The sequence below is a fragment of the uncultured Aliiroseovarius sp. genome (genome assembly GCF_947497285.1).
Lineage (GTDB): Bacteria > Pseudomonadota > Alphaproteobacteria > Rhodobacterales > Rhodobacteraceae > Aliiroseovarius.
The window spans coordinates 12,841-39,047 of sequence record NZ_CANMFT010000006.1; the positions used below are offsets into that span (position 1 = coordinate 12,841).

Sequence of the window (26,207 nt, forward strand, 5' to 3'; positions counted from 1 at the left end):
GTTGATCAGGATCAACGCAAACGGCACAAGAACCCGCGCAAGTTAAGCCATGACGCAACGCGAGACCAAGACCTTGCCAGCCAAGGGCGCCGCGGCCACAGGCCTGTCGCGTGCCGAGGTTGAAACCCGGCGTGCGACGCATGGCTGGAACGAGCTTCCGCAGCCTCCGACCACGCCCCCCATCACCGTGTTCATCCGTCAGTTTACCAATTTTCTGGTGGTCATCCTGATCCTTGCCGCGGTGATCGCCTTCTTCGTCGGTGATCCGGTCGACACGCTGGCGATTGGATTGGTCATCATGTTGAACGGCGTGCTGGGCTTTGTGCAGGAATGGCGCGCCGAAACGGCATTGATCGCCCTGCGCAAGATGCTGAGCACCCACACAACCGTCGTGCGTGACGGGCAGGAAGTGACCATCGACCCGCGCGAGCTGGTGCCCGATGACCTGATCCTGCTGGCAACCGGTAACCGCGTGCCCGCCGACGCGCGCCTGACGCACGCCTTGCAACTGAAATGCGACGAAAGCGTGCTGACCGGGGAAAGCCTGCCGGTCGAGAAAAGCACCGATCCATCTGAAGGCCACGACCTTTTCGCCGGCACCACGATCGTTTCAGGCCGCGCCGAAGCCATCGTGACAGCCATCGGCGCGGCGACGGAATTTGGCAAGATCGCCACCCTGACAAGCACCGCCCAGCGCGCCAAGACCGGGTTGCAAACGCAACTGGACCGCTTGGCGCGTCAGTTGGGGATAGCCGCCATCCTGATCGCTGGCTTTGTCTTTGCTTTGGGGATTTACCAACAGCAAGACCCCGTTGTAATCTTCATGACCGCCTTGTCGCTTGCCGTGGCGATGGTGCCCGAAGGCCTGCCAGCCGTCGTGACGATTACACTGGCCCTTGGCGCGGCCGCGATGGCGCGTCGCAATGCCCTTGCCCGCCGCCTGCAAGCGGTCGAGACATTGGGCGCGGCCTCCGTGATCTGCACGGATAAGACCGGCACATTGACAGAAAACATGATGACAGCGACACGGGTCTGGACCCCGGATCGCTCCTATGAGGTCACCGGAAGCGGCTATGACCCCACGGGTCACATCGCCTATCAGGGGCAGCGTCTGCGCGCCTCGGACGATCCGGGTCTGGCGCGGCTTCTCACGGCGGTCCTGACCTGTTCACACGCGCGCCTGAGCCGACAGGGCGACAGTTGGTCGATGACCGGCGAACCCACCGAAGGCGCTTTGGTCACATTGGCTTACAAGGGCTGGTGCACGGCGCTTGACAGCACCGACGTTCTGCACGAACTGCCCTTCACGAGCGAACGCAAGCGCATGAGCGTTCTGGCTAGGACCGACGCCGGGCATATGGTCTTCACCAAAGGCGCGCCGGAACAGGTGCTGGACGTGTGTGACCAGGTGCAGGAGGGGGCGAACGCCCGCAAGCTAGGCGACCGCGACGTGGCCCTGATCAGCGAAAGCTATCACCAGATGGCCGAGGACGGGCTTCGTGTGATCGCGGTTGCTGCCCGCCCGACGACGTCCGAGGACTGCCGGGAAGCCGGGCTGATCTTCTTGGGGTTGGTCGGCCTGATCGACCCCCCCCGCGCCGAGGTTAAATCAGCGATAGCCTCTACGCGGTCCGCTGGCATTCGGGTAATCATGATCACCGGCGATGGACCGGTCACGGCCCGTGCCATTGCCCGCGCGGTCGGCCTGCCCGTTGCCCAAACGATGACCGGGGACGAACTGGATGCGCTGACCCCAGAGGCGTTGTCCAGGGCTCTGACGACAGACATTCTTTTTGCGCGCACCCAACCCATTCACAAACTGAAGATTGTGCAGGCGCTACAGGCGCAGGGCCAAGTGGTCGCCATGACTGGCGATGGGGTGAATGATGCCCCTGCCCTGAAAACAGCGGATATTGGCGTTGCCATGGGGGTTCGCGGCACGGAAGTTGCGAAAGATGCCTCGGACCTTGTGCTGCTGGACGACAATTTCGCAACCATCGTAAACGCCATCGAAGAAGGTCGGCGGCAATTTGCGAACATCCGTAAATTCGTGCGCTACCTTCTGGCCTCGAACGCGGGAGAGGTGGTGGCTCTGGTGGTAAACATCCTGATCGGCGGTCCGCTGATCTTTCTTGCCACGCAAATCCTGTGGATGAACCTTGTCACCGACGGCGTCACCGCAGTGGCGCTTGGACTGGAAAAGACCGAGCCCGACCAGATGGATCACCGCCCCCGGCAGAAGTCCACACCGATCCTTGGCAAAACCGGCGTGGCCGTCATTTTGGGGTTTGGGCTCTATACCGGCTTGGCGAGCCTCTTTGTCTTTACACATTTTCTGGCGGTTGATGTCACGCAGGCCCGCACTGCAGCCTTCACAGCGATGGTCTTCTTCGAAAAGTTCAGCGTCTTCGCGTTTCGGTCGCTGCATCACCCGTGCTGGCGCATTGGCTGGTTGTCGAACCCGCTCTTGATCGGTGCACTGACGATCACGTTGGGCGCACAGATCGCAGCCGTCTATTGGCCGCCGCTGCAAACTCTGTTGCACACAGGACCGCTGCAGACCGACCATTGGGTCATGATCCTTGCCCTGACCGCCCCCATTTTGCTGGTTCCAGAGATCTTCAAGTCGCTTGCGCGTCGCAGATACGCCAAGGCCTGAGCCTCCCGCAGGTGCGCGCTGCATCGCCTTTATTAGGCGGCCCTGCTGCACTGTGCATTTGGGTTGTGAGGTGCTGCCCGGGGAAGAAAATATTTTACCATCTGGTAAATTTTTTGATTCTGTGCCTTCATTGGTCCATCAAAATCAACAACAGGAATCAAAAAATGGTTCATTCCAACAGGGAAAACGGAGTTTCTTCGGGTCGAATAGCGCCAGCCGACGTGCAAGCCAACTTCTCCGACCTCCATCCAGCTTATGACGAACACGAAGCGCTCGTGGCCGCAGATCGTTGCTATTTTTGCCACGACGCGCCCTGCATGACGGCGTGTCCGACCTCGATCGACATCCCGCTGTTCATCCGCCAGATCGCCACCGGAACGCCGGAAGCAGCGGCCAAGACCATCCTTGACCAGAACATCCTGGGCGGCATGTGCGCGCGGGTCTGTCCGACCGAGACGCTCTGCGAAGAAGTGTGTGTGCGCGAAGTTGCCGAGGGCAAGCCCGTCGAAATCGGTCGTCTGCAACGCTTTGCCACCGATACATTGATGGCCAAGGGCGTGCACCCGTTCGTGCGTGCGGCTGAGACCGGCAAGCAGATTGCTGTCGTGGGCGCTGGCCCGTCCGGCCTTGCCTGCGCGCACCGCTTGGCGATGCTGGGCCACAACGTTGTGGTCTTCGAGGCGCTGTCCAAAGGGGGCGGTCTGAATGAATTTGGCATTGCTGCCTACAAATCCACCAACGACTTCGCCCAGAAGGAGTTGGACTGGCTGCTGTCGATTGGCGGGATCGAAATCCGCTATGATCAACCGCTTGGCAAATCCGTCACGCTGGACGGGCTGCAAGATGATTTCGACGCGGTGTTTCTTGGCATGGGCCTGACCGCCGTCAACGCATTGCGTCTTGACGGTGAAGACAAAACCAACGTCACGGATGCCGTCGACTTCATCGCCGATCTGCGTCAGGCAAGCGACCTGACCGCCCTGCCCGTTGGCCGACGCGTCGTCGTCATCGGCGGCGGCATGACCGCGATTGACGCGGGCGTTCAGGCGAAACTGCTGGGCGCCGAGGACGTGACGATCGTTTACCGTCGCGGGCAAGAGGCCATGGCGGCGTCGCAATTCGAACAGGACTTGGCGCGGCAGAAAGGCGTGACGTTGATCTGCAATGCGACCCCGGTGGGGATCGAAGGCAACGGATCGCTGACTGCCGTGACCTTCGCCTATACCGAAACGCGCGATGGCAAGTTGGAGACGTTGGACGAGACCTTCACCCTGCCCGCCGATCAACTGTTCAAAGCCATCGGCCAGAAACTTGGTGATACGCCGGACGGGTTGACGCTGGACGGCGGCAAGATCGCGGTCAATGACGCGCAGAAAACCAACTTGGCAAATGTCTGGGCCGGGGGCGATTGCGCCTCGGGCGGGGACGACCTGACCGTCACCGCCGTTGCCGAAGGTCGCGATGCGGCCATGGACATCCACGCCACTCTGACAGGAGCAAGCTAATGGCCGACCTGACATCAAACTTTCTTGGAATTAAGTCACCCAACCCGTTCTGGCTGGCCTCGGCCCCGCCCACCGACAAGGAATACAATGTGCGCCGCGCGTTTGAGGCCGGATGGGGCGGTGTGGTCTGGAAAACACTTGGAGCCGAAGGGCCGCCCGTCGTCAACGTGAACGGGCCTCGTTACGGCGCAATCCACGGGGCTGATCGCCGTCTTCTGGGTCTGAACAACATCGAGTTGATCACCGATCGCCCGCTTGAGGTGAACCTTGAGGAAATGACCCGTGTGAAGAAGGACTATCCCGATCACGCGTTGATCGCCTCGGTCATGGTGCCGTGCGAAGAAGACGAATGGAAACGCATCATTCCGCGCATCGCCGAAACCGGCTGCGACGGGTTCGAGCTGAACTTCGGCTGTCCGCACGGGATGGCCGAACGCGGCATGGGATCGGCCGTCGGCCAGGTGCCGGAGTATATTGAGATGGTCACGCGCTGGTGCAAGGAAGCCACCGACCTGCCCGTCATCGTGAAGCTGACGCCCAACATCACCAACATCCTTCTGCCCGCGCAGGCGGCGAAAGATGGCGGCGCGGATGCGGTCAGTCTGATCAACACGATCAACTCGATCACCAACGTCAATCTGGACGCCATGGCGCCCGAACCGATGATCGACGGCAAAGGCACCCATGGCGGCTATTGCGGCCCGGCGGTGAAACCCATCGCCCTGAACATGGTGGCCGAGATTGCCCGCAACCCCGGCACGCATGGCTTGCCCATTTCGGGCATTGGCGGTGTGACCACATGGCGCGATGCAGCCGAATTCATGGCGCTTGGCGCGGGCAACGTGCAGGTTTGCACGGCGGCGATGACCTATGGGTTCAAGGTGGTGCAGGAAATGATCTCGGGCCTCAGCCAGTGGATGGATGAAAAGGGCTACACCTCAATCGAAGAAGTGGTCGGCCGTGCGGTGCCAAACGTGACCGACTGGCAATATCTGAACCTGAACCACGTCACCAAGGCGCGCATTGACCAAGACGCTTGCATCCAATGCGGGCGCTGTTATGCAGCCTGCGAAGACACCTCGCACCAAGCGATCAGCATGTCCGAGGATCGCGTTTTCGACGTGAAAGACGACGAATGCGTGGCGTGTAACCTGTGTGTGAATGTCTGCCCGGTCGAGGGCTGCATCACCATGGAGACCATCGCCCCTGGCGCTATGGATGAACGAACGGGAACGGTTGTGAAGGAAGACTATGCCAACTGGACGACCCACCCCAACAACCCAAGCGCCACAGCCGCCGAGTAAGGCTGGGATGGCCCTGTCCTCCTCCCGGCAGGGCCATCTGGCGATGTTGTCTTTCTCGGCGCTGGTGTCGCTGTCCTTCAGCTTTGGCCACATCGTCGCGAAAGAGATCACACCCACCGCCCTGAACACAGTGCGGTTTGCACTGGCCGCGCTGGTCCTGTTCGGGCTGGCGCGCGTCATGCGTATACCGGTGCGTCCGGTCTTCACGGGTTTTTGGCGCTTTGGCCTGATGGGCGGGCTGATGGCCGTCTATTTCATTACCATGTTCGAAGCGCTCAGGATCACGACCCCGGTCTCGACCGCTGCCGTCTTCACCCTAACCCCGCTGATGGCCGCCGGTTGCGGATTGCTGATCGCGGGGCAACGGTCGGGGCGGTGGACGTTGATTGCGCTGACCATCGGTGCGGTGGGGGCGGTGTGGGTCATTTTCCGCGCCGACCTGAACGCACTGTTGCGTTTTGAGGTTGGGCGCGGCGAGGCGCTGTTTGCGATCGGCGCGCTTTGCCATGCGCTGGTGCCCGCTTTGGCGCGCAAGCTGGCGCAGGGTGTGCAGCCTTTGCAGACCTCGATCGGGACTGTGCTGGGCGCGTTGATCGTCACCGGCATTTATGGGTTCCGCGACGTGATCCACACGGATTTCGCGGCCCTGCGCCCGGCGGTTTGGATGGTCATTACCTATCTTGCGGTTGTCACCACAGCCGGCACGTTCTTTCTGGTCCAATATGCCAGCCAGCGCCTGCCCGCCAGCAAGGTCATGGCCTATACATATCTGGTGCCCAGCTGGGTAGTGCTGTGGGAATTCCTGTTTTACGGCGCGACCCAACCTGCCCTTCTGATGGCCGGTGTGGCCGCAACCCTGCTGGCACTTGCCATGCTGCTTAGGGGCGAAGCGTTCTGACCAGCATATGGGTGATGAACGCCTCGGCATCTTCGAACCGTGTGTCACTGCGCACCGGCCCCAAGACCGCCTGCACCTGAAGGTCGAAATCCGCATAATGCTGTGTCATCGCCCAGATCGAGAAGATCAGGTGATGCGGGTCGATGGTTGCCAGTCGCCCCTCGACCATCCAACCTGCGATGATCGCAGCTTTTTCATCCACCAGCGTCTTCAGATCGGTGTTCAGCATATCGCCCAGACGGGGCGCGCCATGCAAAACCTCGGTCGCAAACAATCGGCTTTCACGGGGCATGTCGCGTGACATTTCGATCTTGCGGCTGACATAAGTCAGGATTTCTTCCATTGGATCACCGTCCGCGGACAAGTCGCGCAGCGGGCTGACCCATTGTTCAAGAAGACCTTCCAACAGTTCGGAATAAATCGCTTCTTTGCCGTTGAAGTAATAGACTATGTTTTGCTTGGATATCCCGGCAGCTTTGGCGATCTGATCAAGCGTTGCCCCCCGCAACCCCTTTTCCGAAAACACATCCAACGCCGCCTCAAAAATCGCCTGTCGCTTTTCGCGCTGAATCCGTGTCGGGCGGGATGTTGCACCTGCTTTCGCCATCAGGTGTCCCCATGCAGCTGAACGCCGGACAGCAGCAAGTCTTTGACGGCTGTCTTGGTCTCGTCCCACTGCGTATCCGACAGCTCGACCCCATTGTTCAGTGTCGTGATCTGATGGGTAAAGTCAGCGTAATGCTGCGTCGTCGCCCAAATCGCATAGAGCAAATGGCGCGCGCTGATCGGCCTGATCTTTCCGTTTTCGATCCATGCCTCGATCACCGTAATCCGGTTTTCGGTCCAGGATCGCAACTCGTCTTCCAGATAGTCCTGCACGATGGGCGCGCGCTGGATAATCTCGTTCGCCCAAACTTTCGAGCCATATGGCCGCGTCCGCGCCAGATCCAGTTTGGTGTCGATATAGTCGCCCAGCGCCTGGATCGGGTCGTTGTCGACCCTGATACTGTCCGCCGCTGCACGCCAGATATCGAAGATCTCGCCCACGACACGGCGATACAGCGCCTCTTTCGTCTCGAAATAATAAACCACGTTTGATTTGGGCAGCCCCGCCACGGCCGCGATGCGACTGATCGAGGCTCCGGCATATCCAAACTCGGCAAACACCTTTTCGGCGGCAACCAGAATGCGGGCTGTCACCTCTTCGCGATTGCGGCTTTGGATGCCTCTTGTCGTCTTGTTCACGTCGCTCATCACACTCGTTGTTTGTGCAAAATCCGCACAGGGTTTCATCTTGTGGCACGAGTTTTGCGCAAAAAACAGGTGTTGTCTGCACGATCGGTCAGAAAAAGATTGACCGATCGTGCAGAAACACGCCAGCCTGTGGGTAACGACGGAATCTAATTTCCGCACGCCGCAAGGCCGACCAAATGGGAGATGACTATGAGCCACGGGAAAAACCTGCGCATCAATCCTGACCGTCTTTGGGACAGCATTATGGAGATGGCCAAGATCGGGCCGGGCGTCGCGGGCGGTAACAATCGCCAGACCCTGACCGACGAAGACGCCGAAGGCCGCGCTCTGTTTCAAAGCTGGTGCGAGGCTGCAGGCTGCACCATGGGCGTCGATACTATGGGCAACATGTTTGCCACCCGCCCTGGCGAAGACCCCGACGCCCTGCCTGTCTATATGGGCTCGCATCTGGATACGCAGCCGACGGGCGGCAAGTATGACGGCGTGCTGGGTGTGCTTGGCGGGCTGGAAGCCATCCGCACGATGAATGACCTGAACGTCAAGACCAAACACCCGATTGTGCTGACCAACTGGACCAACGAAGAAGGCACGCGCTTCGCCCCTGCCATGCTGGCCTCTGGCGTGTTTGCCGGCAAGCACACGCAAGACTGGGCTTACGCGCGCGAAGATGCCGAAGGTAAGAAATTCGGAGATGAACTGAAGCGCATCGGCTGGGTCGGCGACGAGGAAGTCGGCGCGCGCAAGATGCACGCGATGTTTGAACTGCACATTGAACAAGGCCCCATTCTTGAGGCTGAGGGCAAAGACATCGGCGTCGTCACCCATGGCCAAGGGCTGAACTGGCTGGAAGTGACCATTATCGGCAAGGAAAGCCACACGGGGTCAACCCCTATGCCCATGCGGATCAACGCAGGACGTGGCTTGGCGCTGATCACCGAACTGGTCCACGAGATCGCGATGAAGCACCAACCCAACGCGGTGGGGGCGATTGGCCATATCGACGTCTACCCGAACTCGCGCAACATCATTCCCGGCAAGGTCGTCTGCACCGTCGATTTCCGCTCGCACCTGCAAGAGGTCATCGACGCGATGATCGCCGAGTTTGACGAGCGCGCGCCGAAGCTCTGTGCGGATATCGGCGTGGAAATGAGTTGGGAGATGGTCGGCACCTTCGACCCGCCTGCCTTTGACGAGGGCTGCGTGAAGGCCGTGCGCAATGCCGCGAAAGAACTGGGCTATAGCCACATGGACATCGTGTCTGGCGCGGGCCACGACGCGTGCTGGATCAACGAGATTTATCCGACGGCGATGATCATGTGTCCTTGCGTGGATGGCCTTAGCCACAACGAGGCGGAGGACATTTCCAAGGAATGGGCGGCGGCAGGCACGGACGTGCTGATGCATGCGGTTTTGGAGACGGCGGAAATCGTCGACTGAACAACTAGTTATGGCGCAAAGGTGCCCCACCCACTGGGTGAGGATATCAAAAGACGCCATCCACAGGGAGAACTGAAATGACCACAGTCATTAAAAATGGAACCGTCGTCACAGCAGACCTTACCTACAAGGCAGACGTCTTGATCGACAACGGCAAGATCATCGAAATTGGCCCGGATCTGAAAGGCGACAAGGAGTTGGACGCCACCGGCTGCTATGTCATGCCCGGCGGGATCGACCCGCACACGCATCTCGAAATGCCGTTCATGGGGACCTATTCCTCGGATGATTTCGAAAGCGGCACGCGGGCGGCGCTTGCAGGTGGCACGACGATGGTGGTCGATTTCGCTCTGCCAAACCAAGGGGAAAGCCTGCTGGACGCATTGAAACGCTGGGACAACAAATCGACCCGCGCGAACTGCGACTACTCGTTCCACATGGCGGTCACGTGGTGGGGCGAGCAAGTGTTCGACGACATGAAAACCGTCGTTCAGGAACGCGGCATCAACACGTTCAAGCACTTCCTTGCCTATAAGGGCGCGCTGATGGTGAATGATGACGAGCTGTTCGCCTCGTTCAACCGTCTGGCCGAGCTGGGCGCGACCCCAATGGTCCATGCCGAGAACGGCGACGTCGTGGCGGAACTGTCCGCCAAGCTGCTGGCCGAAGGCAACACAGGGCCCGAGGCGCACGCCTATTCCCGCCCGTCGCAGGTCGAAGGCGAAGCCACCAACCGCGCGATCATGATTGCCGACATGGCCGGTGCGCCGCTCTATGTCGTGCATGTGTCCTGCGAGGAAAGCCACGAGGCGATCCGCCGCGCCCGCATGCAGGGCAAACGGGTTTGGGGTGAGCCGCTAATCCAGCACCTGACCTTGGATGAAAGCGAGTATTTCAACAAGGATTGGGATCACGCAGCGCGTCGCGTGATGTCGCCGCCCTTCCGCAACAAGATGCACCAAGACAGCCTGTGGGCCGGTCTGCAATCGGGCAGCTTGTCCGTCGTCGCGACCGACCACTGTGCCTTCACGACCGAACAAAAACGCTATGGCGTTGGGGATTTCACCAAGATCCCGAACGGCACCGGCGGGCTTGAGGATCGGATGCCGATGCTCTGGACGAACGGCGTGGCCACGGGGCGCCTGACGATGAATGAATTTGTCGCCGTCACCTCAACCAACATCGCCAAAATCCTGAACTGCTATCCCAAGAAAGGAGCTGTTCTGGTGGGGGCCGACGCCGACCTTGTTGTGTGGGATCCCGAGAAGGAAAAGACCATCACGGCAGGCAGCCAACAATCGGCCATCGATTATAACGTGTTTGAAGGCCACAAGGTCAAAGGCCTGCCCCGCTTCACGCTGACACGCGGCCAGGTTGCGGTGCATGACGGCGAGATCAAGACGCAGGAAGGCCACGGCAAGTTTGTTGAACGCGAACCGAACGCGACGGTCAACACCGCGCTCAGCAAATGGAAAGAACTGACCGCACCACAGCCGGTCAAACGCACCGGCATTCCGGCGACAGGTGTCTAAGGTGAGCACAGAAACCATCGTAAAGGCCGAGAACCTCTCGCTGACCTTCCAAACCAATGACGGCCCGGTGCATGCGCTCAAGGACGTGTCGCTTGATATCAACAAGGGCGATTTCGTCAGCTTCATCGGCCCGTCGGGCTGTGGCAAGACAACGTTCCTGCGCTGCATGGCTGACCTGGAGGAGCCCACAGGTGGCTCGATCACGGTGAATGGTGTGTCGCCACGCGAGGCGCGTAAATCGCGCGCCTATGGTTATGTCTTTCAGCACGCAGGGCTGTATCCATGGCGCACCATCGGGCGCAATGTTCGCCTGCCGCTTGAAATCATGGGGTATTCGAAAGAGGACCAAGACGCACGCATCAAACGCGTTCTCGAACTGGTCGAACTGGACGGGTTTGAGAAGAAATTCCCGTGGCAGCTGTCTGGCGGGATGCAACAACGCGCCTCGATCGCGCGGGCGCTGGCGTTTGACGCGGACATTCTGCTGATGGACGAACCCTTTGGCGCGCTGGACGAGATTGTGCGCGACCACTTGAACGAGCAGCTTTTGAAGCTGTGGGCCAAGACGCAGAAGACGATTGCTTTCGTCACCCACTCGATCCCCGAAGCGGTGTATCTGTCCACCAAGATCGTCGTCATGTCGCCCCGTCCGGGCCGGATATCCGACGTGATCGAGAACCCACTACCGGTGGATCGTCCCTTGGACATTCGGGACACTCAGGCGTTTCTGGACGTCGCACATCGGGTGCGCGAAGGGCTGCGGGCGGGACATTCCTATGACTAAGACCGCGCTTTCCGTTCTGACCGTTTTGGCTGCCATCGTCGTCATCTGGTATCTCGCTGTCGCGCCGATGAATATTCGCGTGGCTCTTGATCAGGCGGCACGCGCGGGCGCGGAAATTGAGCCCCCGTCAGCGGTTGAGCGGCGCAATGTGCCGATTTTGACCCTGATGTCGAACAACCGCGACCACATCGCGGCGGGATATGACCTTGATCGCCCCCGGCTTCCCACCCCCATGCAAGTCGGCGAAGAGCTGTGGAAGACCACGGGCGCGATGGTCCTGAAGGGGCGCACGTGGTCGAAACGGTCGCTGATCTATCACGGATGGATCACGCTTCAGTCCACCTTCTGGGGCTTCCTTCTGGGCACCACAATTGGCATCGTTGGTGCCATCGCCATCGTGCAGTCCCGCGTGATCGAGATGTCGGTGATGCCGTGGGCCATCATCTCGCAAGCCATCCCCATCGTGGCGCTGGCGCCGATGATCATCGTCTTGTCATCGCAGGTCGGGATCGAGGGGCGCGGGTTTCCCAAGGCGTTGATTTCATCCTACCTCTGCTTCTTCCCGGTGCTGGTGGGCATGGTCAAAGGCCTTCGCTCGCCCACCGCAGAGCAGTTGGACCTGTTGAAAACCTACAGCGCGTCCGGCGTGCAGCGGTTCCTGAAACTGCGCATGCCAGCTTCGCTGCCCTACCTTTTCACGTCGCTGAAAATCGGCATTGCGGCCGCTCTTGTCGGTGCCATCATTGGCGAGCTTCCGACGGGGGCAATCAGCGGTCTTGGCGCGCGCATCCTGATCGGCGATCAGTTTGGCACGCCGTTGGCGATCTGGGCGGCGCTGTTTGCAGCCGCCATTCTGGCCGGTGTGCTGGTCACCCTGCTTGACCGAACGCAGCATGTGCTGCTGCGAAGGATGGGGATGCGCTCATGAACTGGTTGATCTTCGCCCTTGTCTTCTGGCTGGCGGCTTGGGCTGCAAATGTCACCATGGTCCGGTCCAAATGGTCCGACACGGCGCTTGTGCGATATGCGGTGCCGATCATCTTCGGCATGACACTGTTGGTCGCGTGGGAGGCTTTGGTCCACAGCTTCAACGTCTCAGCCGCAATCCTGCCGGCACCATCTGCGGTCGCGGACACGTTTGCGAACTCGACAGGGTTGCTGTGGGTGGATTTCAAGCAAACCGTTTTGAAAGGTGCGCTTAGCGGCTACTTTATCGGTGCGGGTGCGGCCTTTGTAATGGCGGTCTTGATTGACCGGTCCCCCTTCCTGACGCGCGGGCTTCTGCCCATCGGGAATTTTGTGGCCGCCCTGCCCATCGTCGGCATCGCCCCGATCCTTGTCAGCTGGTTCGGGTTTGACTGGCAGTCAAAAGCGGCTGTGGTGGTCGTCATGGTGTTCTTTCCCGTTCTGGTGAACACGGTGCAAGGCCTGCGCGAAACCGACGCCATGCTGCGCGATCTGATGAAAACCTACGCCGCGGGATATTTCAAAACCCTGTGGAAACTGCGCATCCCGGCCGCCATGCCGTTTATCTTCAACGGGCTGAAAGTGGGGGCCACGCTGGCCCTGATCGGCGCAATCGTGGCCGAGTATTTCGGATCACCCACCCGCGGCATGGGCTTTCGCATTTCAACCGGTGTCGGCAGTCTGTCCATTGATCTGGTCTGGGCGGAAATTGCCGTCGCAGCATTGGCAGGCACGATGTTCTATGGTGTTGTGGCGTGGATCGAAAAGAAGGTGACATTCTGGCACCCGTCCCAACGAGGCTGAGCAATAATAATAACAAACGAAGTTCAACAAGGAGAGAGACATGAAATTCAATTCAGTGATCGGGGCTGCTGCCCTGGCGCTCACCTCGGGCACCGCTGTGGCGGCGGACGAAGTGAAATTGCAACTCAAATGGGTCACCCAGTCGCAGTTCGCGGGCTATTACGTCGCGCTGGACCAAGGGTTCTATACCGAAGAGGATCTGGACGTGACCATTCTGCCCGGTGGACCGGATATTGCGCCCACTCAGGTGATCGCAGGCGGCGGGGCCGACGTGATCGTTGAATGGATGCCTGCCGCACTGGCCGCACGCGAAAAGGGTCTGCCGCTGGTCAACATCGCGCAGCCGTTCGCGTCGTCCGGTATGATGCTGACCTGCTGGGGCGATGTCGGTATCAGCGCGCCGGAAGATCTGGCCAACCGCACCCTTGGTGTCTGGTTCTTCGGCAACGAGTTTCCGTTCATGAGCTGGATGTCCAAATTGGGTATCGCAACCGATGGTGCAAGCGAAACAGGTGTCGAAGTGTTGAAGCAAGGTTTCAACGTCGATCCCCTTGTGCAACGTCAGGCCGATTGTATTTCGACCATGACTTATAACGAATACTGGCAGGTCATTGACGCCGGTGTCACACCGGAAGAACTGGTGACGTTCAAGTATGAAGACCAAGGCGTCGCGACGCTGGAAGACGGCCTTTACGTGATGGAAGAAAACCTGAGCGACGAGGCGTTTACCAACAAGATGGAACGCTTCGTGCGCGCCTCGATGAAGGGTTGGAAATGGGCCGAAGAAAACCCGACCGATGCCGCCATGATCGTTCTTGAGTATGACGAAACCGGCGCCCAGACCGAGAACCATCAGGTGCGCATGATGGGCGAGATCGCCAAGCTGACGGCGGGTTCGAACGGTGCACTTGACCCGGCCGCTTACGAGCGGACGGTTCAGACGCTTCTGGCTGGCGGGTCGGACCCCGTCATCACGATGGAGCCTGAAGGTGCATGGACCAGTGCCATCACCGATGCTGCATTGAACTGATGCGACCAACAAAGCGGCGTGCCTTCGGGCGCGCCGTGACATGTTGCAATTGTGCCCGCGCGATTGAAGCACTACAGTTGGCCAGACCGATACAATAGCTTCCACCCGGCCGTTCACGTTCGTGACGGCCGACCTGCATTTCCGACGGGCTCGAATTGTTAGAAGAGATCAAATCACTTGCAATTCTGACGCTTGGAACCGCGCGGGATCTGGCCCCTATCGTCGGTGTCGTGGCCGTCTTCCAGTTTCTGGTTCTTCGCCAACCTATGGTCGATGTGGGTGACAAGCTTGTCGGGCTGTTGTTCGTCATGGCCGGTCTGGCAATCTTCGTGCGCGGGTTGGAACTGGCCTTGTTTCCGTTGGGCGAAACACTGGCAGATTCCTTTGCCAACAAGGGCAGCCTTGTTTGGCTGTTGCTGTTCGCTTTCGCCCTGGGGTTCGGCACCACAGTCGCCGAACCCGCCCTGATTGCCGTTAGCCGCGAAGCCGCGCGGGTGATGGCGGACATTGGGGCGGTTGATGCAGATGCAGCAGCGCAAGCCAGCTATGCCAACGCGCTGCGCTATACCGTTGCCGCCGCCGTTGGGTCGTCGCTCGTCATTGGCGTCATTCGTATCCTGCTGGGCTGGCCGATCCATTTCCTGATCATCGGTGGCTATCTGCTGGTGGTCGTGCTGACCGCCTTCGCGCCCGCCGAGATCATCGGCATCGCCTATGACAGCGGCGGGGTCACCACCTCGACCGTAACCGTTCCGCTGACGACGGCGCTTGGGGTCGGACTGGCAAGCGTCATTCGCGGACGCAACCCGATGATTGACGGCTTCGGGCTTGTCGCTTTTGCCAGCCTCTTGCCCATCGTCTTCGTTCTGGGGTTCGGGATCGTGGGGGGCATGAAATGATCGCGGACCTCTTGGGAACGATTGTCGTCACCATCAAGGATGTGCTGCCAATTGCGCTGGTGCTGGTCATCTTTCAGGCCGGCGTGCTGCGCAAACCGATCCCCCACCTGAAAAGCGTGTTGATCGGCGGCGTCTATGTCGTGCTGGGACTTGGCTTGTTTTTGTTCGGGCTGGAACGCGCGCTGTTTCCGCTGGGCGAGGCGATGGCACGCCAATTGACCGACCCGGCGTTTCTGGGCGACCCGACGGACTGGACGGCACATGGCTGGACTTATCTCTTTGCCTTCGCAATCGGGTTCTCGACCACCATCGCCGAGCCTTCTTTGATTGCCGTCGCCATGAAGGCCCGCGAGGTTTCGGGGGGCACCGTCAAGGAATGGGGCCTGCGTCTTGCCGTGGCTCTGGGCGTGGCCCTGAGCCTTGTGTTCGGCACCTACAGGATCGTCACGGGCACACCGCTCTATCTTTACATGATGGTCGGGTATGCGATTGTCATCGTGCAAACCATCTATGCGCCGAAAATCATCGTGCCGCTCGCCTATGACAGTGGCGGGGTGACAACATCCACCGTCACCGTGCCTTTGGTCGCCGCCCTTGGGCTTGGGCTTGCTTCGACCGTGCCGGGACGCAGCGCTGCCCTTGACGGGTTTGGGTTGATCGCGCTTGCCAGCCTGTTTCCGATGATCACGGTCATGGGCTATGCACAGATCGTGCAATGGAATGAACGACGCCGGGGCGGTGCTGATCTGCCGCGTCACGAAACGGAGAACACGGAATGAAGTTCAAATTGATAATTGCGCTTGTGCAGGATGCATTGACCGATGCAGTGCTGGATGCCGCACGTGCGGCCGGGGCAACCGGGTCCACCGTCATCACCAATGTCAGGGGGGAAGGGCTTGAACAGAAAAAGACGTTCCTTGGCCTGACCGTCGCAGGCCAGCGCGACATGGCGCTGTTTTTGGTGGAAGAGCACCGCGCGACCACCATTCTGGAAACCATCAGCGATGCGGGTCGTTTTCTGGATGAGCCCGGGCGCGGCGTCGTGTTTCAACTGGATATCGAAGACGCCATCGGCCTTGAAACGCAAGTCCAGGCCCTGAAGACCTCGTTGGAGAAGGATGAACTATGAGCACGCCGGAAGAGACACGGGTCAAAGATGCCATCAGCCAAAAGCCGCACGTCATCAATGGTCTGGCGACGGTCGCGGATGCTTTGGAGATCATGCGCGACACCTCGCATGACGCCTTGGTCATCGAAAAGCGCTCGGTTGACGACGAATATGGCTTGATCACCACCAACATGATTGCCCGTCAGGTCACTGCATCAAACAGAAACCCGTCGCGTGTCAGCGTCTATGAGGTTATGGAAAAGCCAGCGGTGCATATCTCTTGCGACATGCAGGCGCGCTATGCGATCCGCCTTCTGACGCGCCTTGGTCTGGAATTTGCCCTGGTGATCGAAGAGGGTCACTTGATCGGCACAGTCAACCTGCGCGACCTCACTTTGGCCGAGATGTAAGCCCCCTCGCCGCGCCTACGGGATCAACCTCAGATGCGTCGCGGGGTCGAACAGGTGGGCATGCTCGGGGTCGACCGACAGTTTAAGAACATGTCCGGCGTCACGCGCATGATGAACGCCCGGCAGGCTTGCCGTGAACAAGATCCCGTCGCCATCCAAGCGACCATGCAGCAGCGTATTGGCGCCCAGGGGCTCTGCCAGATGCACTGTCAGAGAAAGCGGCCCGTTCTCATCTGGCACGACATGTTCGGGTCGAATGCCCAGCTTGACCGGGCCATCGGGCGCGGACGTGTTGCTGACGAGGGCTTGCCCCAATCGCACTTTTCCGCCTTGCACCTTGGCATCCAAAATGTTCATCGCAGGGCTGCCGATGAACTGCGCAGCAAAGAGTGTTCGGGGCGTTTCATAGACCTCAAGGGGCGTGCCGATCTGTTCTGCCACACCAGCATTCATGACGATCATGCGGTCGGCCATCGTCATCGCCTCGACCTGATCATGGGTCACGTATAGCGCGGTGATGCCCAGCTTGGATTGCAACTCCTTGATCTCCAACCGCATCTGAACGCGCAGCTTGGCGTCGAGGTTCGACAGCGGTTCGTCAAACAGGAACACCGCCGGTTCGCGCACAATGGCGCGGCCCATGGCGACGCGCTGGCGCTGACCACCGGACAGTTGCTTGGGGCGGCGATCCAGCAACGCCTCAAGCTGCAACAATTCTGCCGCCTCGCGCACCTTGCGGGCAATCTCATCCTTGGGCAGCCCTGCGATCTTCAGCCCGTAGCCCATATTCTGCGCCACAGACATATGCGGATAGAGCGCGTAGTTCTGAAACACCATGGCGATGTCGCGGTCCATCGGCTCTTTCTCGTTGGCACGTTCACCGCCGATCAGCACCTCGCCCGAGGTCACGGTTTCCAGCCCTGCCACCATACGCAACAGTGTGGACTTGCCACAGCCTGATGGGCCGACGATCACGATGAACTCGCCATCTTCTATTTCCGCGCTGATGCCGTGGATCACGTCCACGGGGCCAAAGCTTTTCTTGATATCTTTCAGCGTGACAGTCGCCATGAATTATTTCTCGCTATCTACTAGGCCACGGATGAACAGTTTCTGCATCGACACCACGACGATCACCGGTGGGATCATCGCAAGGATCGACGTCGCCATGATCACCGGCCAATCCGCCACATCATCGCCCGACGGGAACATCTGCTTGATGCCCATGACGATGGTATTCATTTCAGGGTCCGTGGTGATCAGAAGCGGCCAGAGGTATTGGTTCCAGCCATAGATGAACAGGATCACGAACAGGGCGGCCACGTTCGTCCGGCTCATCGGCACGACGATGTCCCAAAAGAACCGCATCGGGCGGGCGCCGTCGACGCGCGCGGCCTCGGCCAGTTCATCGGGGATGGTCAGGAAAAACTGGCGAAACAGGAAGGTCGCGGTGGCCGAGGCGATCAGCGGGAAGATCAGCCCGGAATAGCTGTTGAGCATCCCGAAGCCCGCGACGACCTCGTATGTCGGCACGATCCGCACCTCAACCGGCAGCATCAGAGTCAGGAAGATCATCCAGAAAAAGAACGTCCGCCCCGGAAAGCGGAAATAGACGATGGCGAAGGCGGACAGAAGCGAGATGATGATCTTGCCCACGGCAATCCCAATCGCCATCACCAGCGAGTTGAACAACATCGTCGCCACCGGCACGTTGACGCCGGAAAACAGCGCCGCCTTGTAGTTTTCAAAGAACTGATCACCGGGCCAAAGCGGCATCGGCGGACGCACGATTTCCGGCTGCGTGACGGTCGAGGCCACAAACGCCAGCCAGATCGGGAAAAAGATGACCAACACGCCCAGGATCATCAAAACATGGGTCAGCCAAAGCCCTGCCCCGCGTTTTTCGACCATGCCATGTATTTCGCGGGCCATCAGTAATGCACCCTTTTCTCAACAAACTTGAACTGGAGGACGGTCAACAGGCCGACCACGATCAGAAGGATCACCGACTGCGCCGAGGATGAGCCTAGATCCTGCCCGACAAACCCGTCCGCAAACACCTTATAGACAAGGATCGTGGTGGATTGTTGCGGCCCGCCCGAGGTGATGGTGTGGATCACGCCGAAGGTTTCAAAGAAGGAATAGACCACGTTGACCACCAGCAGAAAAAACGTGGTGGGCGACAGAAGTGGCAAGACGATGGTGAAGAAGCGCCGCCAGAAGCGCGCGCCGTCGATCGCGGCAGCCTCGATCACCGACCGGGGCACCGCTTGCAGGGCGGCAAAGAAAAACAGGAAGTTATAGCTGATCCGCCCCCAGGCCGAGGCGACAACGACCAGCCCCATCGCCTCGTTGCCATTCAGCACATGGTTCCAGTCATACCCCAAATTCCCCAGATACCACGACACCACGCCGACGCGGGTGTTGAACATGAACAGCCACAGTACACCGGCCACAGCAGGCGCGACGGCATAGGGCCAGATCAGCAGCGTGCGGTAGACGCCCGCCCCCTTGATCAGACGATCCGCCATCACCGCCAGAAACAGCGCCGGGATCATCGAGACAAGCGTGACGAGGATCGAGAATACTCCCGTCGTCACGAAGGACGCGCGATAGAACTTGTCCGACAGCAGATATTCGAAATTGCCCAAGCCCACATATTGCATCGACAGCCCGAACGGGTCGGGAATGAACAGCGACTGCCAGATCGCCTGCCCCGCCGGATAAAAGAAAAACACCGCCGAGATTATGACCTGTGGCGCAATCAGGCACAGCGGCAATAGCCAGCCCCGGAAGGTGACACGTTTTTCCATGTGAGCCCTCGAAATAGGTAAGACGGGCCGGTGGGGCCCGCCTTCTTGATGCGTGACTTACTTGTTGGCTTGCTCGAACCGGCGCAGAAGCGCATCGCCGCGTTCCTTGGCGCTGTCCATGGCCTCTTGCGCGGTCTTGTCACCCGCCCAGATGCCTTCCAGCTCTTCATCGATGATACCGCGGATCTGGTCGAACGATCCCAGACGAAGGCCCTTGGAATTGGCGGTCGGCTCTTTGGCGGTCATCTGGATCACAGCCACATCAGTGCCTGGGTTTTCGTCGTAGAACCCAGCTTCCTTGGTGGCGTCACCCGCGGCGACCGTGATCGGCAGATAGCCGGTGTCCTGATGCCATTGCGCCTGAACCGGGGTCGAAGACAGGAAGGACAGGAATTCACCCACGCCCTTGTATTCCTCGGCCTCGTGACCCTGCATCACCCAAAGGGACGCGCCCCCGATGATGGTGTTTTGCGGCGCGTTACCCACACCTTCCCAATAAGGTAGCGGGCGCACGTCGAAGGCAAATTCTGCCTCGGCTTTGATGCCTGCGTAACCTGCCGAGCTTTCGGTGAACAGCGCGCATTCACCCGCACGGAAGTTCGCACCGCCTTCGTTGCGTCGGCCAGTATAGATGAACTCGCCATCCTTGGCCCATTCGCCCATCTTCGTCAGATGCGCCACCTGCGCTTCGCCGTTCAGCGCAAGTTCGGTGTCCAGACCGGCAAAGCCGTTGTCTTTCGTGGCAAACGGCACGTCGTGATAGGCCGAGAAGTTCTCTAGATGGATCCAGCTTTGCCAAGCCGTGACCAGCGGGCAGTCCTCGCCGCCAGCCTTCAACTGCTCAAGCACCGCGTCCACGTTCTGCCATGTGGACAGGTCAGTGTCCGGGTCCACCCCGGCGGCCTCCATCGCGTCACGGTTCACCCACAGAACGGGCGTGGAGGAGTTGAAGGGCAAGGACAGCATCTGGCCGTCTGTGGTGGTGTAATAGCCTTTGACAGCGCCGATGTAGGCGTCAGAATCGAACGCGGCACCGCTTTCGGCCATCACCTCATAGACGGGCTTGATCGCACCGCCCGCCGCCATCATCGTGGCGGTGCCAACTTCGAACACCATCAGAACATGGGGTTGTTCGCCCGCACGAAACGCCGCGATCCCGGCGTTCAGGGTTTCCGAATAGTTGCCCTTGTGGCTGGCAACGACGGTGTAGTCGCTTTGACTGCCGTTGAACTGGTCCACCTGTGCGGCCACAAGCTCTCCCAGACGACCTGTAAAGGCGTGCCAGAATTGGATTTCAGTTTGCGCCATGGCCCCGATCGGGGACATCGCAGTGGTTGCAGCGGCAATTGCGCCGATCACGAATTTCTTCACTTCATCCTCCCTTGCACCAGCAGCGGTGCAGTTGTCAGTCTGCGCACGCAGGGCAAGTCACCCTGAACCGTGTCTTTTTGAAGCGTTGCATCCCGGTCAGCATAATGCAAGAGCATTTACTGCAGCAGTTTCATAACACTGCATTATAGTATAAACAGACGCGGTGAGCAAAAGGAGCGCCGGATGAAACAGCCGTTACGACTGCGGCAGCTTGAAGCCCTGATCGCTGTCACCCGTCACGGTTCGATGACGCGTGGCGCACAAGAACTGGGGATCAGCCAGCCCGCAGTCAGCCGCCTTTTGTCCGATCTGGGTGACGTCCTTGGCTTTTCGCTTTTTGACCGACGCGGTGGGCGATTGGTACCAACCCAAGAGGTGCGCCTGCTTTTGCCCGACATTCGCCGGGTCTTGGACATGATGGTCCAGATCTCAGAAGCAAGCCACAACATCACCGAAAAGAAGGCGGGGCATATCAGCATTGCCTGTTTGCCGGGCTTTGCGACCAGCCATCTTCCCGCTGTGGTGGCGGCCTTGTTGCGCGATCGTCCCGGCGTCAGCGTTACCATCGAACCCGACCGGCCCGAACGCATTCTGGAATGGATGGTTGGGGAGCAATATGATTTCGGCATAACCGATGGGTTCGAAGGCCACCCGGCGGTTGAAAGCGAACAGATCGACATCAGAACCGTTTGCATCTTCCCCACGGGTCACCCCCTTGCTGCCAAGAAGGTTGTCGAGCCTATTGATCTGGCAGAAGAAAGCCTTATTCACACGCGCCGCGACAGCCAGTTTTTCCGCGACCTCAACGAAGCCTTCCTGAAAGCCAATACACAGATCAACTCGATCGTGGAATCGCGCCAATTCACCGCCGCCTGTGAATTGGTCTGTGCCGGGGTTGGCGTATCCGTCGTCAGCGAAGTTGACGCTGCAAAATATCTGGGCAAGGGGCTTGAGTTTCGACCCTTTTCACCCCGTGTGCCGCATCGGCTTTCACTTGTGCGCCCAATCCTGAAACAGCCTTCCATGATCACCCTGGAATTTATCGAGCTGTTCACCAAAAGCCTTGAGCCCTTCCGGCAAGACTAAGCTGCCCGTCTGCCAACTGGGTGGACGATTAGAGAACAGGCCAGGGCCCTTGGCCCCGCTGCCTGATTGATTTGTAGAATAGTGAGCCGGTTTTCAGACGTAACGCCAATCGCACTTGACGCCCTATGCTTGAGTAAAAGCAACCAGCGGCGCGCTGGCGGAGGAGGCGTCCGCCGCATCCTTGAAGTCAAAGCATTGTTTTAAATTAGCTTTACAGTTTCAGAATCAACAGAGCACCACATTCAATACCATATCAAAGAATCCGAACACTGGGTTTCAAGGAAATTTGACTTATCACGGCCTACCCTTCGACCACCAGCGTGCTGCGCTTCTGACAATGCCAAACCAACTGCAAAACCTTCAAACTTTGGCCGGATGACGGTCAAGACCTGGTCTCTGCAAGGGTTTTCGATCTTTGGGTCTACAACCTTCCCATATTTTCGGTATTCCAATAGCTATTCCACGCAGGAATACCTCCTCAAATAATCTATTCCTGATCCCCCCTTAGGACTTCAACCATCACGGCTCGGAGATATGCTGCGTTGATTGGTGGACCGTCGGCGAATGTCTCTTGGATCTGCTTCATTGTTGGATGATTGAAAGTGTCATCCTGGATCATTTTCAAGCTGTTTGAAAGTGCGTGGCCTAGATAGCTTTCCCAATCTTTAAGCATCGGCAAATTCACCACCGAATGATCGCTTTGTTTGCTTCTTGATCAGGGATTTCGACCAGACTGTTGACTGAGTGTTGAACGGTAACTCTGGGACCAAACATTTCGCCAGTAGGTGGGAACTCCGGTCCAAGAATTTCAACGATGCACAGTGGTAGGCGAGCGTGGCTGTCCTAGATCGTACAATCGCTGCGTCTGCATGTCGCAGTTCGCGTTCACAATATGCACACATTCGATTCTTATGATGTTTGCATGAGTGACGCGCGCAACCCAAGGAGAAGAAACGAAATGTTTAAAGCAGGTGTATTGAGTGCAGCTATTTTCACTGCATGTCTGGCGGCCCCACTTGAGGCGGGCATCAGCACTTTGACCGCAGAAGCAGAAGCCGCGCTTCTTGAGGCCTTGAACGACGAATATCACGCGCAAGCGTTCTATAGTGCTTTGATCGATGAATACGGGGCGAACACGCCCTTTACCAAAATCATGGCGGCTGAAGAAAAGCACGCGGATCGGTTGATCCGCCTTTTGACAAAATACGGTGTTGAAGTTCCCGAAAACGGTTATCTCGATGGTAGTCTTCCGATGGCGTCGCTGCCGTCTTCTTTGGAAGAGGCGTACGAGGGAGGCATTTCCGCCGAGATCGCAAACATCGCGCTTTATGAGCAGAAACTTCTGCCAGCGGTTGCGGGCTACAAAGATGTGACGCGTGTTTTCACGTCGCTCAAAAGAGCATCTGAAAGCAATCACCTGCCTGCCTTCGAAAGATGTGACAACGGCGGCTGCCAAGTATCCGCGGCAACCGGTGGCCAAGGCGCACGCAAATTCTCGCAACGCCAAGGCGATGGGTCAGCCGCAAGCAAAGGCGCGGGCGCTCAGAGGGGCGACAGAAAAGGGCAGCGCAAAGGCAAAGGCAAAGGTAACGGCAATGGAAAAGGCCGCAGGTAGTCTGCCGTGGGTTCACTGAGCCTTGTCGGCAAAACCTGACTTTCAGTAACAACTGCCTGGCCCTCAGACAAATGCGGGCTAGGCAACCTGCGCATTGGCTCCCACTTTGGCGGGCCCGGCTGCTTTGACTCCCCCAACAAAACACGCTCAGATTGTGTTAAATTGGCAACAAGTTAACACAATTGAACGCCGGTCAATCCTGCCGTCTACTCCGCTTGATCGAAGTCAAATTAAGATATTCGAATGTGATTAGAACACCATTATCACTCTGATGTATGGGTTAGTTTTTTGCTCAGTTCTACAGGGTGTGAGGGAAAGACATCTGAAGGGGAACGAAATGCGCAACAGATTTGCAAGATATGCGACCGTAGCACCGGCAGCTCTAATGGTCGTGCTGAACGGGCCGTTGAACGCGGGTACGTTCGAAGACATTGCTCTGCAAGAGGTCTTCGGTGACGGATACGTTTACGTTGACACCGAAGAGGGCGTGGTCGAACCGGGTGTTCAGGCCGTAACAGGCGACGTGAACGCGGACTACCCGAACACCAGCAGCCCAAGCGGCATTGAAAACTGCCTGATGGCAAGCAACCCAGACGTGACTTGCACCTCTGAACGTGGATCAGGCAAGCGCATCAAAACCAGACTGACCGGTCAAGGTGGCATGGACATGCTGTTCAGCACCCGTGCCAGCAGCGGGATTACTGAGTATTTCCTATACGGTAAAACCTCGAACCTTAGTGGTGCCCGCATAACCGGGATGGATATTCAATTGGGCACTGGGAGCGGCGAAGATTTCGTTCTGATGGATCCGAGCGATCCGGCAGTCGCGGCCCTATTCGACACGGACTATATTAGTAAATTCAACCTACCGGACGGCTTGTTCGGAAACGGTGGTAACGAAGGTGCAGGTACTGGCTTCTTCGACGACACCAAAGCGACGATGACCAGCACGCTGACAAACCCAACGCTTGCCTTGACCGATCTGACCAATGCGGCCCACAGCATGTATTTTGGCGATGCGCTTCTGGACAACAGCATGGTGCCCGATGGGTATTTCTGGGATGCAACCGGCACGCCGCTTGAATCAGACGAAGGTGTGTTGATTGCGTGGTACAACACCGGGGAAGGCAAGTGGCTTTATGGCACTCTCGGCACCGATACACCTGATCCCGGTGTCTTGTCACAAGACGAGCGTGTGGCCGAGCTTGCTAAGAGTCTTGGCGTAACCGTCGCACAATTGGGTTACACCAGCGGAGGGGAAATCCCCGCCGACATCTTGGCTAAAATGGAAGCCGACAGCATTTTCTCGGTCGACGTGATCGAGGATCTTCGCAACCTGAACCTCAACTTCATCATTGATCTTGGTGATGTCGATGGAAATCAGGTTACATTGCGCTTGGTGCCAACGTTTGAACCGATCGTTCAACAGGCACAGACACCCTATCAATTCTCAGTCGCCGGTCATCTGGATGGTGCTGCGAACGTGCCTTACCTTGACCTTGGCAATGCTGCGATATACAGCGCAGCGATCGATAGCCTGCTAGCAATGGACGCAGTCCAGCGCGCTGATCAGTTGGAGCGTATCGGCTTCAGCTTCATGCCTGCATTCTCTAGCCTTGGGTTCGAATTCTCGCGCAGTCAAGTAGGTGCTTTCAACAACGCATCCGGCCCTGCGTCTGGTGCAGACGAATCTGTGTCAACGCGCGGCGATGCAAGCAAATGGCAAATGGGAAGTGATCTGAACGCCATCATGTCGATCTCGGGCACGCGCACGCAATACGACAATTCATTGAATAGCGTTGGCTACGACCTCGACTTTGCCAATGTCAGCGTCGGCGTAGAAAAGACTGTGAACAACGATAGCTCAGTTGGCCTCATGCTGGGGTGGTCCAAAGGGACTGCCGACGCTTTCTTTGATCGCGGTTCGGTTGAGGCAACGGGCGTGTCGCTCGCTGCGTTCGGACGCACGACTTTTGGCAAGTCCGGCAACTTGCAGGGCATCATCGGCTACCAAGGCTTGTCCTATGACTCGACACGCAATGTGATGGGGCAAACGGCAACCGGAAGCACGGATGGATCGCAAATCTTCGCGGCAGTGCGCGGTGATTACATGGTCCAAAAAGGTGCGCTTTCCTTCGGTCCGACCATGGCGCTTGAATACTATGGACTAAATGTCGATGCCTACGATGAAACCGGGGCTGGGCCTTGGAATCTGACAGTTGGCGATCAGTCCAGTGACGTGTTCCTGGCGTCGGTCGGGGTGCGCGGCGCCTATGACTTGCCTAGCAATCGCGGCAACACGAAGCTGACGGGTAGCATCGCATTCACAAAAAGCTCGGGCAGGGACTATGTTGTTGAGAACGGGTTCGTCGGCCTGAATGGCAACCCTATCCCGGTTGATGGCTTTGATGAAGGCTGGGTGGACGTGAGCGTTGGCATTTCAACCGAGCTGTCGCGTTCAAACGGGTCACAGACCGTTCTTCACGGCGGTTACTCAGGCTCGTTCAGCGACACTTATGAAAGCCACGGTTTGAGCGCTGGCTTGCAGATGGTTTTCTAAGTCTCTGTGACACAAAAGACAGAATGCGGCGTCCAATTGGGCGCCGTTTTTCCATCTCCATTTGGCCTCCGCCAAAATCAGACACCAAGCTCCGCTATGGGCCGATTTTTACGACAGCGTAGAATTGCTCGGAAGCTCGCCCACAATGCAATGCAGACAAAGATACAATATC

At 58.5% G+C, this 26,207-nt stretch carries 23 protein-coding genes; 17 read left to right on the top strand and 6 right to left on the bottom strand.

The genetic code is table 11. The features are described from left to right. Positions 1-49: 49 nt before the first annotated feature. From Q0864_RS11455 to Q0864_RS11470, 4 genes are all read left to right on the top strand, one after another. Positions 50-2,659, top strand: a complete 2,610-nt coding sequence (locus Q0864_RS11455; RefSeq protein WP_298569540.1) for a cation-transporting P-type ATPase — start codon at positions 50-52, stop codon at positions 2,657-2,659. Between the two features lie 164 nt (positions 2,660-2,823). Then, the gene (locus Q0864_RS11460; protein WP_298569543.1) at positions 2,824-4,164 is read left to right on the top strand and encodes an NAD(P)-dependent oxidoreductase; all 1,341 of its coding nucleotides are present in this window, start codon (positions 2,824-2,826) and stop codon (positions 4,162-4,164) included. Continuing rightward, positions 4,164-5,468, top strand: coding sequence for an NAD-dependent dihydropyrimidine dehydrogenase subunit PreA (preA, locus tag Q0864_RS11465; protein WP_298569546.1), 1,305 nt, complete (start codon positions 4,164-4,166; stop codon positions 5,466-5,468). Before Q0864_RS11460 ends, preA begins: the two co-directional genes overlap by 1 nt. Before the next feature lie 7 nt (positions 5,469-5,475). Then, positions 5,476-6,366 carry a DMT family transporter gene (locus Q0864_RS11470; protein ID WP_248364240.1) on the top strand — a complete coding sequence of 297 codons (891 nt, stop codon included), beginning with the start codon at positions 5,476-5,478 and terminating at the stop codon, positions 6,364-6,366. Here the strand turns inward: Q0864_RS11470 and Q0864_RS11475 are convergent. Then, positions 6,347-6,973: a TetR family transcriptional regulator C-terminal domain-containing protein gene (locus Q0864_RS11475; protein WP_298569553.1), complete on the bottom strand. Its 627-nt coding sequence runs from the start codon at positions 6,971-6,973 to the stop codon at positions 6,347-6,349. The two genes, Q0864_RS11470 and Q0864_RS11475, sit on opposite strands and share 20 nt — an antisense overlap. Next, positions 6,973-7,620, bottom strand: a complete 648-nt coding sequence (locus tag Q0864_RS11480) for a TetR family transcriptional regulator C-terminal domain-containing protein (protein ID WP_298569556.1) — start codon at positions 7,618-7,620, stop codon at positions 6,973-6,975. The genes Q0864_RS11475 and Q0864_RS11480 overlap by 1 nt, the downstream gene beginning before the upstream one ends. A 183-nt stretch (positions 7,621-7,803) precedes the next feature. On the opposite strand from Q0864_RS11480, the gene Q0864_RS11485 reads away from it, so the two are divergent. From Q0864_RS11485 to Q0864_RS11530, 10 genes are all read left to right on the top strand, one after another. Further along, positions 7,804-9,057: a Zn-dependent hydrolase gene (locus Q0864_RS11485; RefSeq protein ID WP_298569559.1), complete on the top strand. Its 1,254-nt coding sequence runs from the start codon at positions 7,804-7,806 to the stop codon at positions 9,055-9,057. Positions 9,058-9,134: 77 nt separating this feature from the next. Continuing rightward, positions 9,135-10,589, top strand: coding sequence for a dihydropyrimidinase (hydA, locus tag Q0864_RS11490; RefSeq protein WP_248364248.1), 1,455 nt, complete (start codon positions 9,135-9,137; stop codon positions 10,587-10,589). A gap of 1 nt (position 10,590) precedes the next feature. Then, positions 10,591-11,373, top strand: coding sequence for an ABC transporter ATP-binding protein (locus Q0864_RS11495; RefSeq protein ID WP_298569565.1), 783 nt, complete (start codon positions 10,591-10,593; stop codon positions 11,371-11,373). Further along, entirely contained in the window at positions 11,366-12,301 is a 936-nt protein-coding gene (locus Q0864_RS11500) for an ABC transporter permease subunit (protein WP_298569568.1), read from the top strand. Before Q0864_RS11495 ends, Q0864_RS11500 begins: the two co-directional genes overlap by 8 nt. Then, positions 12,298-13,143 (top strand): ABC transporter permease, encoded by an 846-nt coding sequence (locus Q0864_RS11505; RefSeq protein ID WP_298569570.1) that lies wholly within the window; start codon positions 12,298-12,300, stop codon positions 13,141-13,143. Before Q0864_RS11500 ends, Q0864_RS11505 begins: the two co-directional genes overlap by 4 nt. A 40-nt stretch (positions 13,144-13,183) precedes the next feature. Beyond that, on the top strand, positions 13,184-14,173 hold the full coding sequence (locus Q0864_RS11510) for an ABC transporter substrate-binding protein (protein WP_298569573.1): 990 nt from the start codon (positions 13,184-13,186) through the stop codon (positions 14,171-14,173). 155 nt (positions 14,174-14,328) lie between these two features. Then, entirely contained in the window at positions 14,329-15,072 is a 744-nt protein-coding gene (locus Q0864_RS11515; RefSeq protein ID WP_298569578.1) for a DUF1538 domain-containing protein, read from the top strand. Beyond that, positions 15,069-15,851: a DUF1538 domain-containing protein gene (locus Q0864_RS11520; protein WP_298569581.1), complete on the top strand. Its 783-nt coding sequence runs from the start codon at positions 15,069-15,071 to the stop codon at positions 15,849-15,851. The genes Q0864_RS11515 and Q0864_RS11520 overlap by 4 nt, the downstream gene beginning before the upstream one ends. Beyond that, positions 15,848-16,201, top strand: coding sequence for a P-II family nitrogen regulator (locus Q0864_RS11525; protein WP_298569583.1), 354 nt, complete (start codon positions 15,848-15,850; stop codon positions 16,199-16,201). The genes Q0864_RS11520 and Q0864_RS11525 overlap by 4 nt, the downstream gene beginning before the upstream one ends. Next, a complete protein-coding gene (locus tag Q0864_RS11530) occupies positions 16,198-16,590 on the top strand; it encodes a CBS domain-containing protein (protein ID WP_298569586.1) in 393 nt (130 codons plus the stop codon). The genes Q0864_RS11525 and Q0864_RS11530 overlap by 4 nt, the downstream gene beginning before the upstream one ends. Before the next feature lie 15 nt (positions 16,591-16,605). Here the strand turns inward: Q0864_RS11530 and ugpC are convergent, their stop codons facing one another. Genes ugpC through ugpB form a run of 4 tightly spaced genes read right to left on the bottom strand, consistent with a single transcriptional unit; the run spans position 16,606 to position 20,774 of the window. Beyond that, positions 16,606-17,661, bottom strand: a complete 1,056-nt coding sequence (ugpC, locus tag Q0864_RS11535; RefSeq protein ID WP_298569589.1) for a sn-glycerol-3-phosphate ABC transporter ATP-binding protein UgpC — start codon at positions 17,659-17,661, stop codon at positions 16,606-16,608. A gap of 3 nt (positions 17,662-17,664) precedes the next feature. Beyond that, entirely contained in the window at positions 17,665-18,501 is an 837-nt protein-coding gene (gene ugpE, locus Q0864_RS11540) for a sn-glycerol-3-phosphate ABC transporter permease UgpE (protein ID WP_298570470.1), read from the bottom strand. Positions 18,502-18,521: 20 nt separating this feature from the next. After that, positions 18,522-19,403 carry a sn-glycerol-3-phosphate ABC transporter permease UgpA gene (gene ugpA, locus Q0864_RS11545; RefSeq protein WP_248365584.1) on the bottom strand — a complete coding sequence of 294 codons (882 nt, stop codon included), beginning with the start codon at positions 19,401-19,403 and terminating at the stop codon, positions 18,522-18,524. 57 nt (positions 19,404-19,460) lie between these two features. Further along, on the bottom strand, positions 19,461-20,774 hold the full coding sequence (ugpB, locus tag Q0864_RS11550) for a sn-glycerol-3-phosphate ABC transporter substrate-binding protein UgpB (protein WP_298569597.1): 1,314 nt from the start codon (positions 20,772-20,774) through the stop codon (positions 19,461-19,463). A gap of 183 nt (positions 20,775-20,957) precedes the next feature. Here ugpB and Q0864_RS11555 point away from each other — a divergent pair, with 183 nt between their 5' ends. The 3 genes from Q0864_RS11555 (at position 20,958) to Q0864_RS11565 (ending at position 26,035) form a co-directional block, all read left to right on the top strand. Then, positions 20,958-21,860: a LysR substrate-binding domain-containing protein gene (locus tag Q0864_RS11555; protein ID WP_298569599.1), complete on the top strand. Its 903-nt coding sequence runs from the start codon at positions 20,958-20,960 to the stop codon at positions 21,858-21,860. Between the two features lie 958 nt (positions 21,861-22,818). Further along, positions 22,819-23,475: a DUF2202 domain-containing protein gene (locus Q0864_RS11560; RefSeq protein WP_298569602.1), complete on the top strand. Its 657-nt coding sequence runs from the start codon at positions 22,819-22,821 to the stop codon at positions 23,473-23,475. A 337-nt stretch (positions 23,476-23,812) separates the two neighbouring features. After that, on the top strand, positions 23,813-26,035 hold the full coding sequence (locus tag Q0864_RS11565; RefSeq protein ID WP_298569605.1) for a choice-of-anchor F family protein: 2,223 nt from the start codon (positions 23,813-23,815) through the stop codon (positions 26,033-26,035). Positions 26,036-26,207: the final 172 nt, after the last annotated feature.

Bases quoted from the DNA above. Each gene is read 5' to 3' on its own strand.
- Q0864_RS11455 (WP_298569540.1), top strand. From the start codon at position 50: ATGACGCAACGCGAGACCAAGACCTTGCCAGCCAAGGGCGCCGCGGCC.
- Q0864_RS11460 (WP_298569543.1), top strand. From the start codon at position 2,824: ATGGTTCATTCCAACAGGGAAAACGGAGTTTCTTCGGGTCGAATAGCG.
- preA (WP_298569546.1), top strand. From the start codon at position 4,164: ATGGCCGACCTGACATCAAACTTTCTTGGAATTAAGTCACCCAACCCG.
- Q0864_RS11470 (WP_248364240.1), top strand. From the start codon at position 5,476: ATGGCCCTGTCCTCCTCCCGGCAGGGCCATCTGGCGATGTTGTCTTTC.
- Q0864_RS11475 (WP_298569553.1), bottom strand. From the start codon at position 6,973: ATGGCGAAAGCAGGTGCAACATCCCGCCCGACACGGATTCAGCGCGAA.
- Q0864_RS11480 (WP_298569556.1), bottom strand. From the start codon at position 7,620: ATGAGCGACGTGAACAAGACGACAAGAGGCATCCAAAGCCGCAATCGC.
- Q0864_RS11485 (WP_298569559.1), top strand. From the start codon at position 7,804: ATGACTATGAGCCACGGGAAAAACCTGCGCATCAATCCTGACCGTCTT.
- hydA (WP_248364248.1), top strand. From the start codon at position 9,135: ATGACCACAGTCATTAAAAATGGAACCGTCGTCACAGCAGACCTTACC.
- Q0864_RS11500 (WP_298569568.1), top strand. From the start codon at position 11,366: ATGACTAAGACCGCGCTTTCCGTTCTGACCGTTTTGGCTGCCATCGTC.
- Q0864_RS11505 (WP_298569570.1), top strand. From the start codon at position 12,298: ATGAACTGGTTGATCTTCGCCCTTGTCTTCTGGCTGGCGGCTTGGGCT.
- Q0864_RS11510 (WP_298569573.1), top strand. From the start codon at position 13,184: ATGAAATTCAATTCAGTGATCGGGGCTGCTGCCCTGGCGCTCACCTCG.
- Q0864_RS11520 (WP_298569581.1), top strand. From the start codon at position 15,069: ATGATCGCGGACCTCTTGGGAACGATTGTCGTCACCATCAAGGATGTG.
- Q0864_RS11525 (WP_298569583.1), top strand. From the start codon at position 15,848: ATGAAGTTCAAATTGATAATTGCGCTTGTGCAGGATGCATTGACCGAT.
- Q0864_RS11530 (WP_298569586.1), top strand. From the start codon at position 16,198: ATGAGCACGCCGGAAGAGACACGGGTCAAAGATGCCATCAGCCAAAAG.
- ugpC (WP_298569589.1), bottom strand. From the start codon at position 17,661: ATGGCGACTGTCACGCTGAAAGATATCAAGAAAAGCTTTGGCCCCGTG.
- ugpE (WP_298570470.1), bottom strand. From the start codon at position 18,501: ATGGTCGAAAAACGCGGGGCAGGGCTTTGGCTGACCCATGTTTTGATG.
- ugpA (WP_248365584.1), bottom strand. From the start codon at position 19,403: ATGGAAAAACGTGTCACCTTCCGGGGCTGGCTATTGCCGCTGTGCCTG.
- Q0864_RS11555 (WP_298569599.1), top strand. From the start codon at position 20,958: ATGAAACAGCCGTTACGACTGCGGCAGCTTGAAGCCCTGATCGCTGTC.
- Q0864_RS11560 (WP_298569602.1), top strand. From the start codon at position 22,819: ATGTTTAAAGCAGGTGTATTGAGTGCAGCTATTTTCACTGCATGTCTG.
- Q0864_RS11565 (WP_298569605.1), top strand. From the start codon at position 23,813: ATGCGCAACAGATTTGCAAGATATGCGACCGTAGCACCGGCAGCTCTA.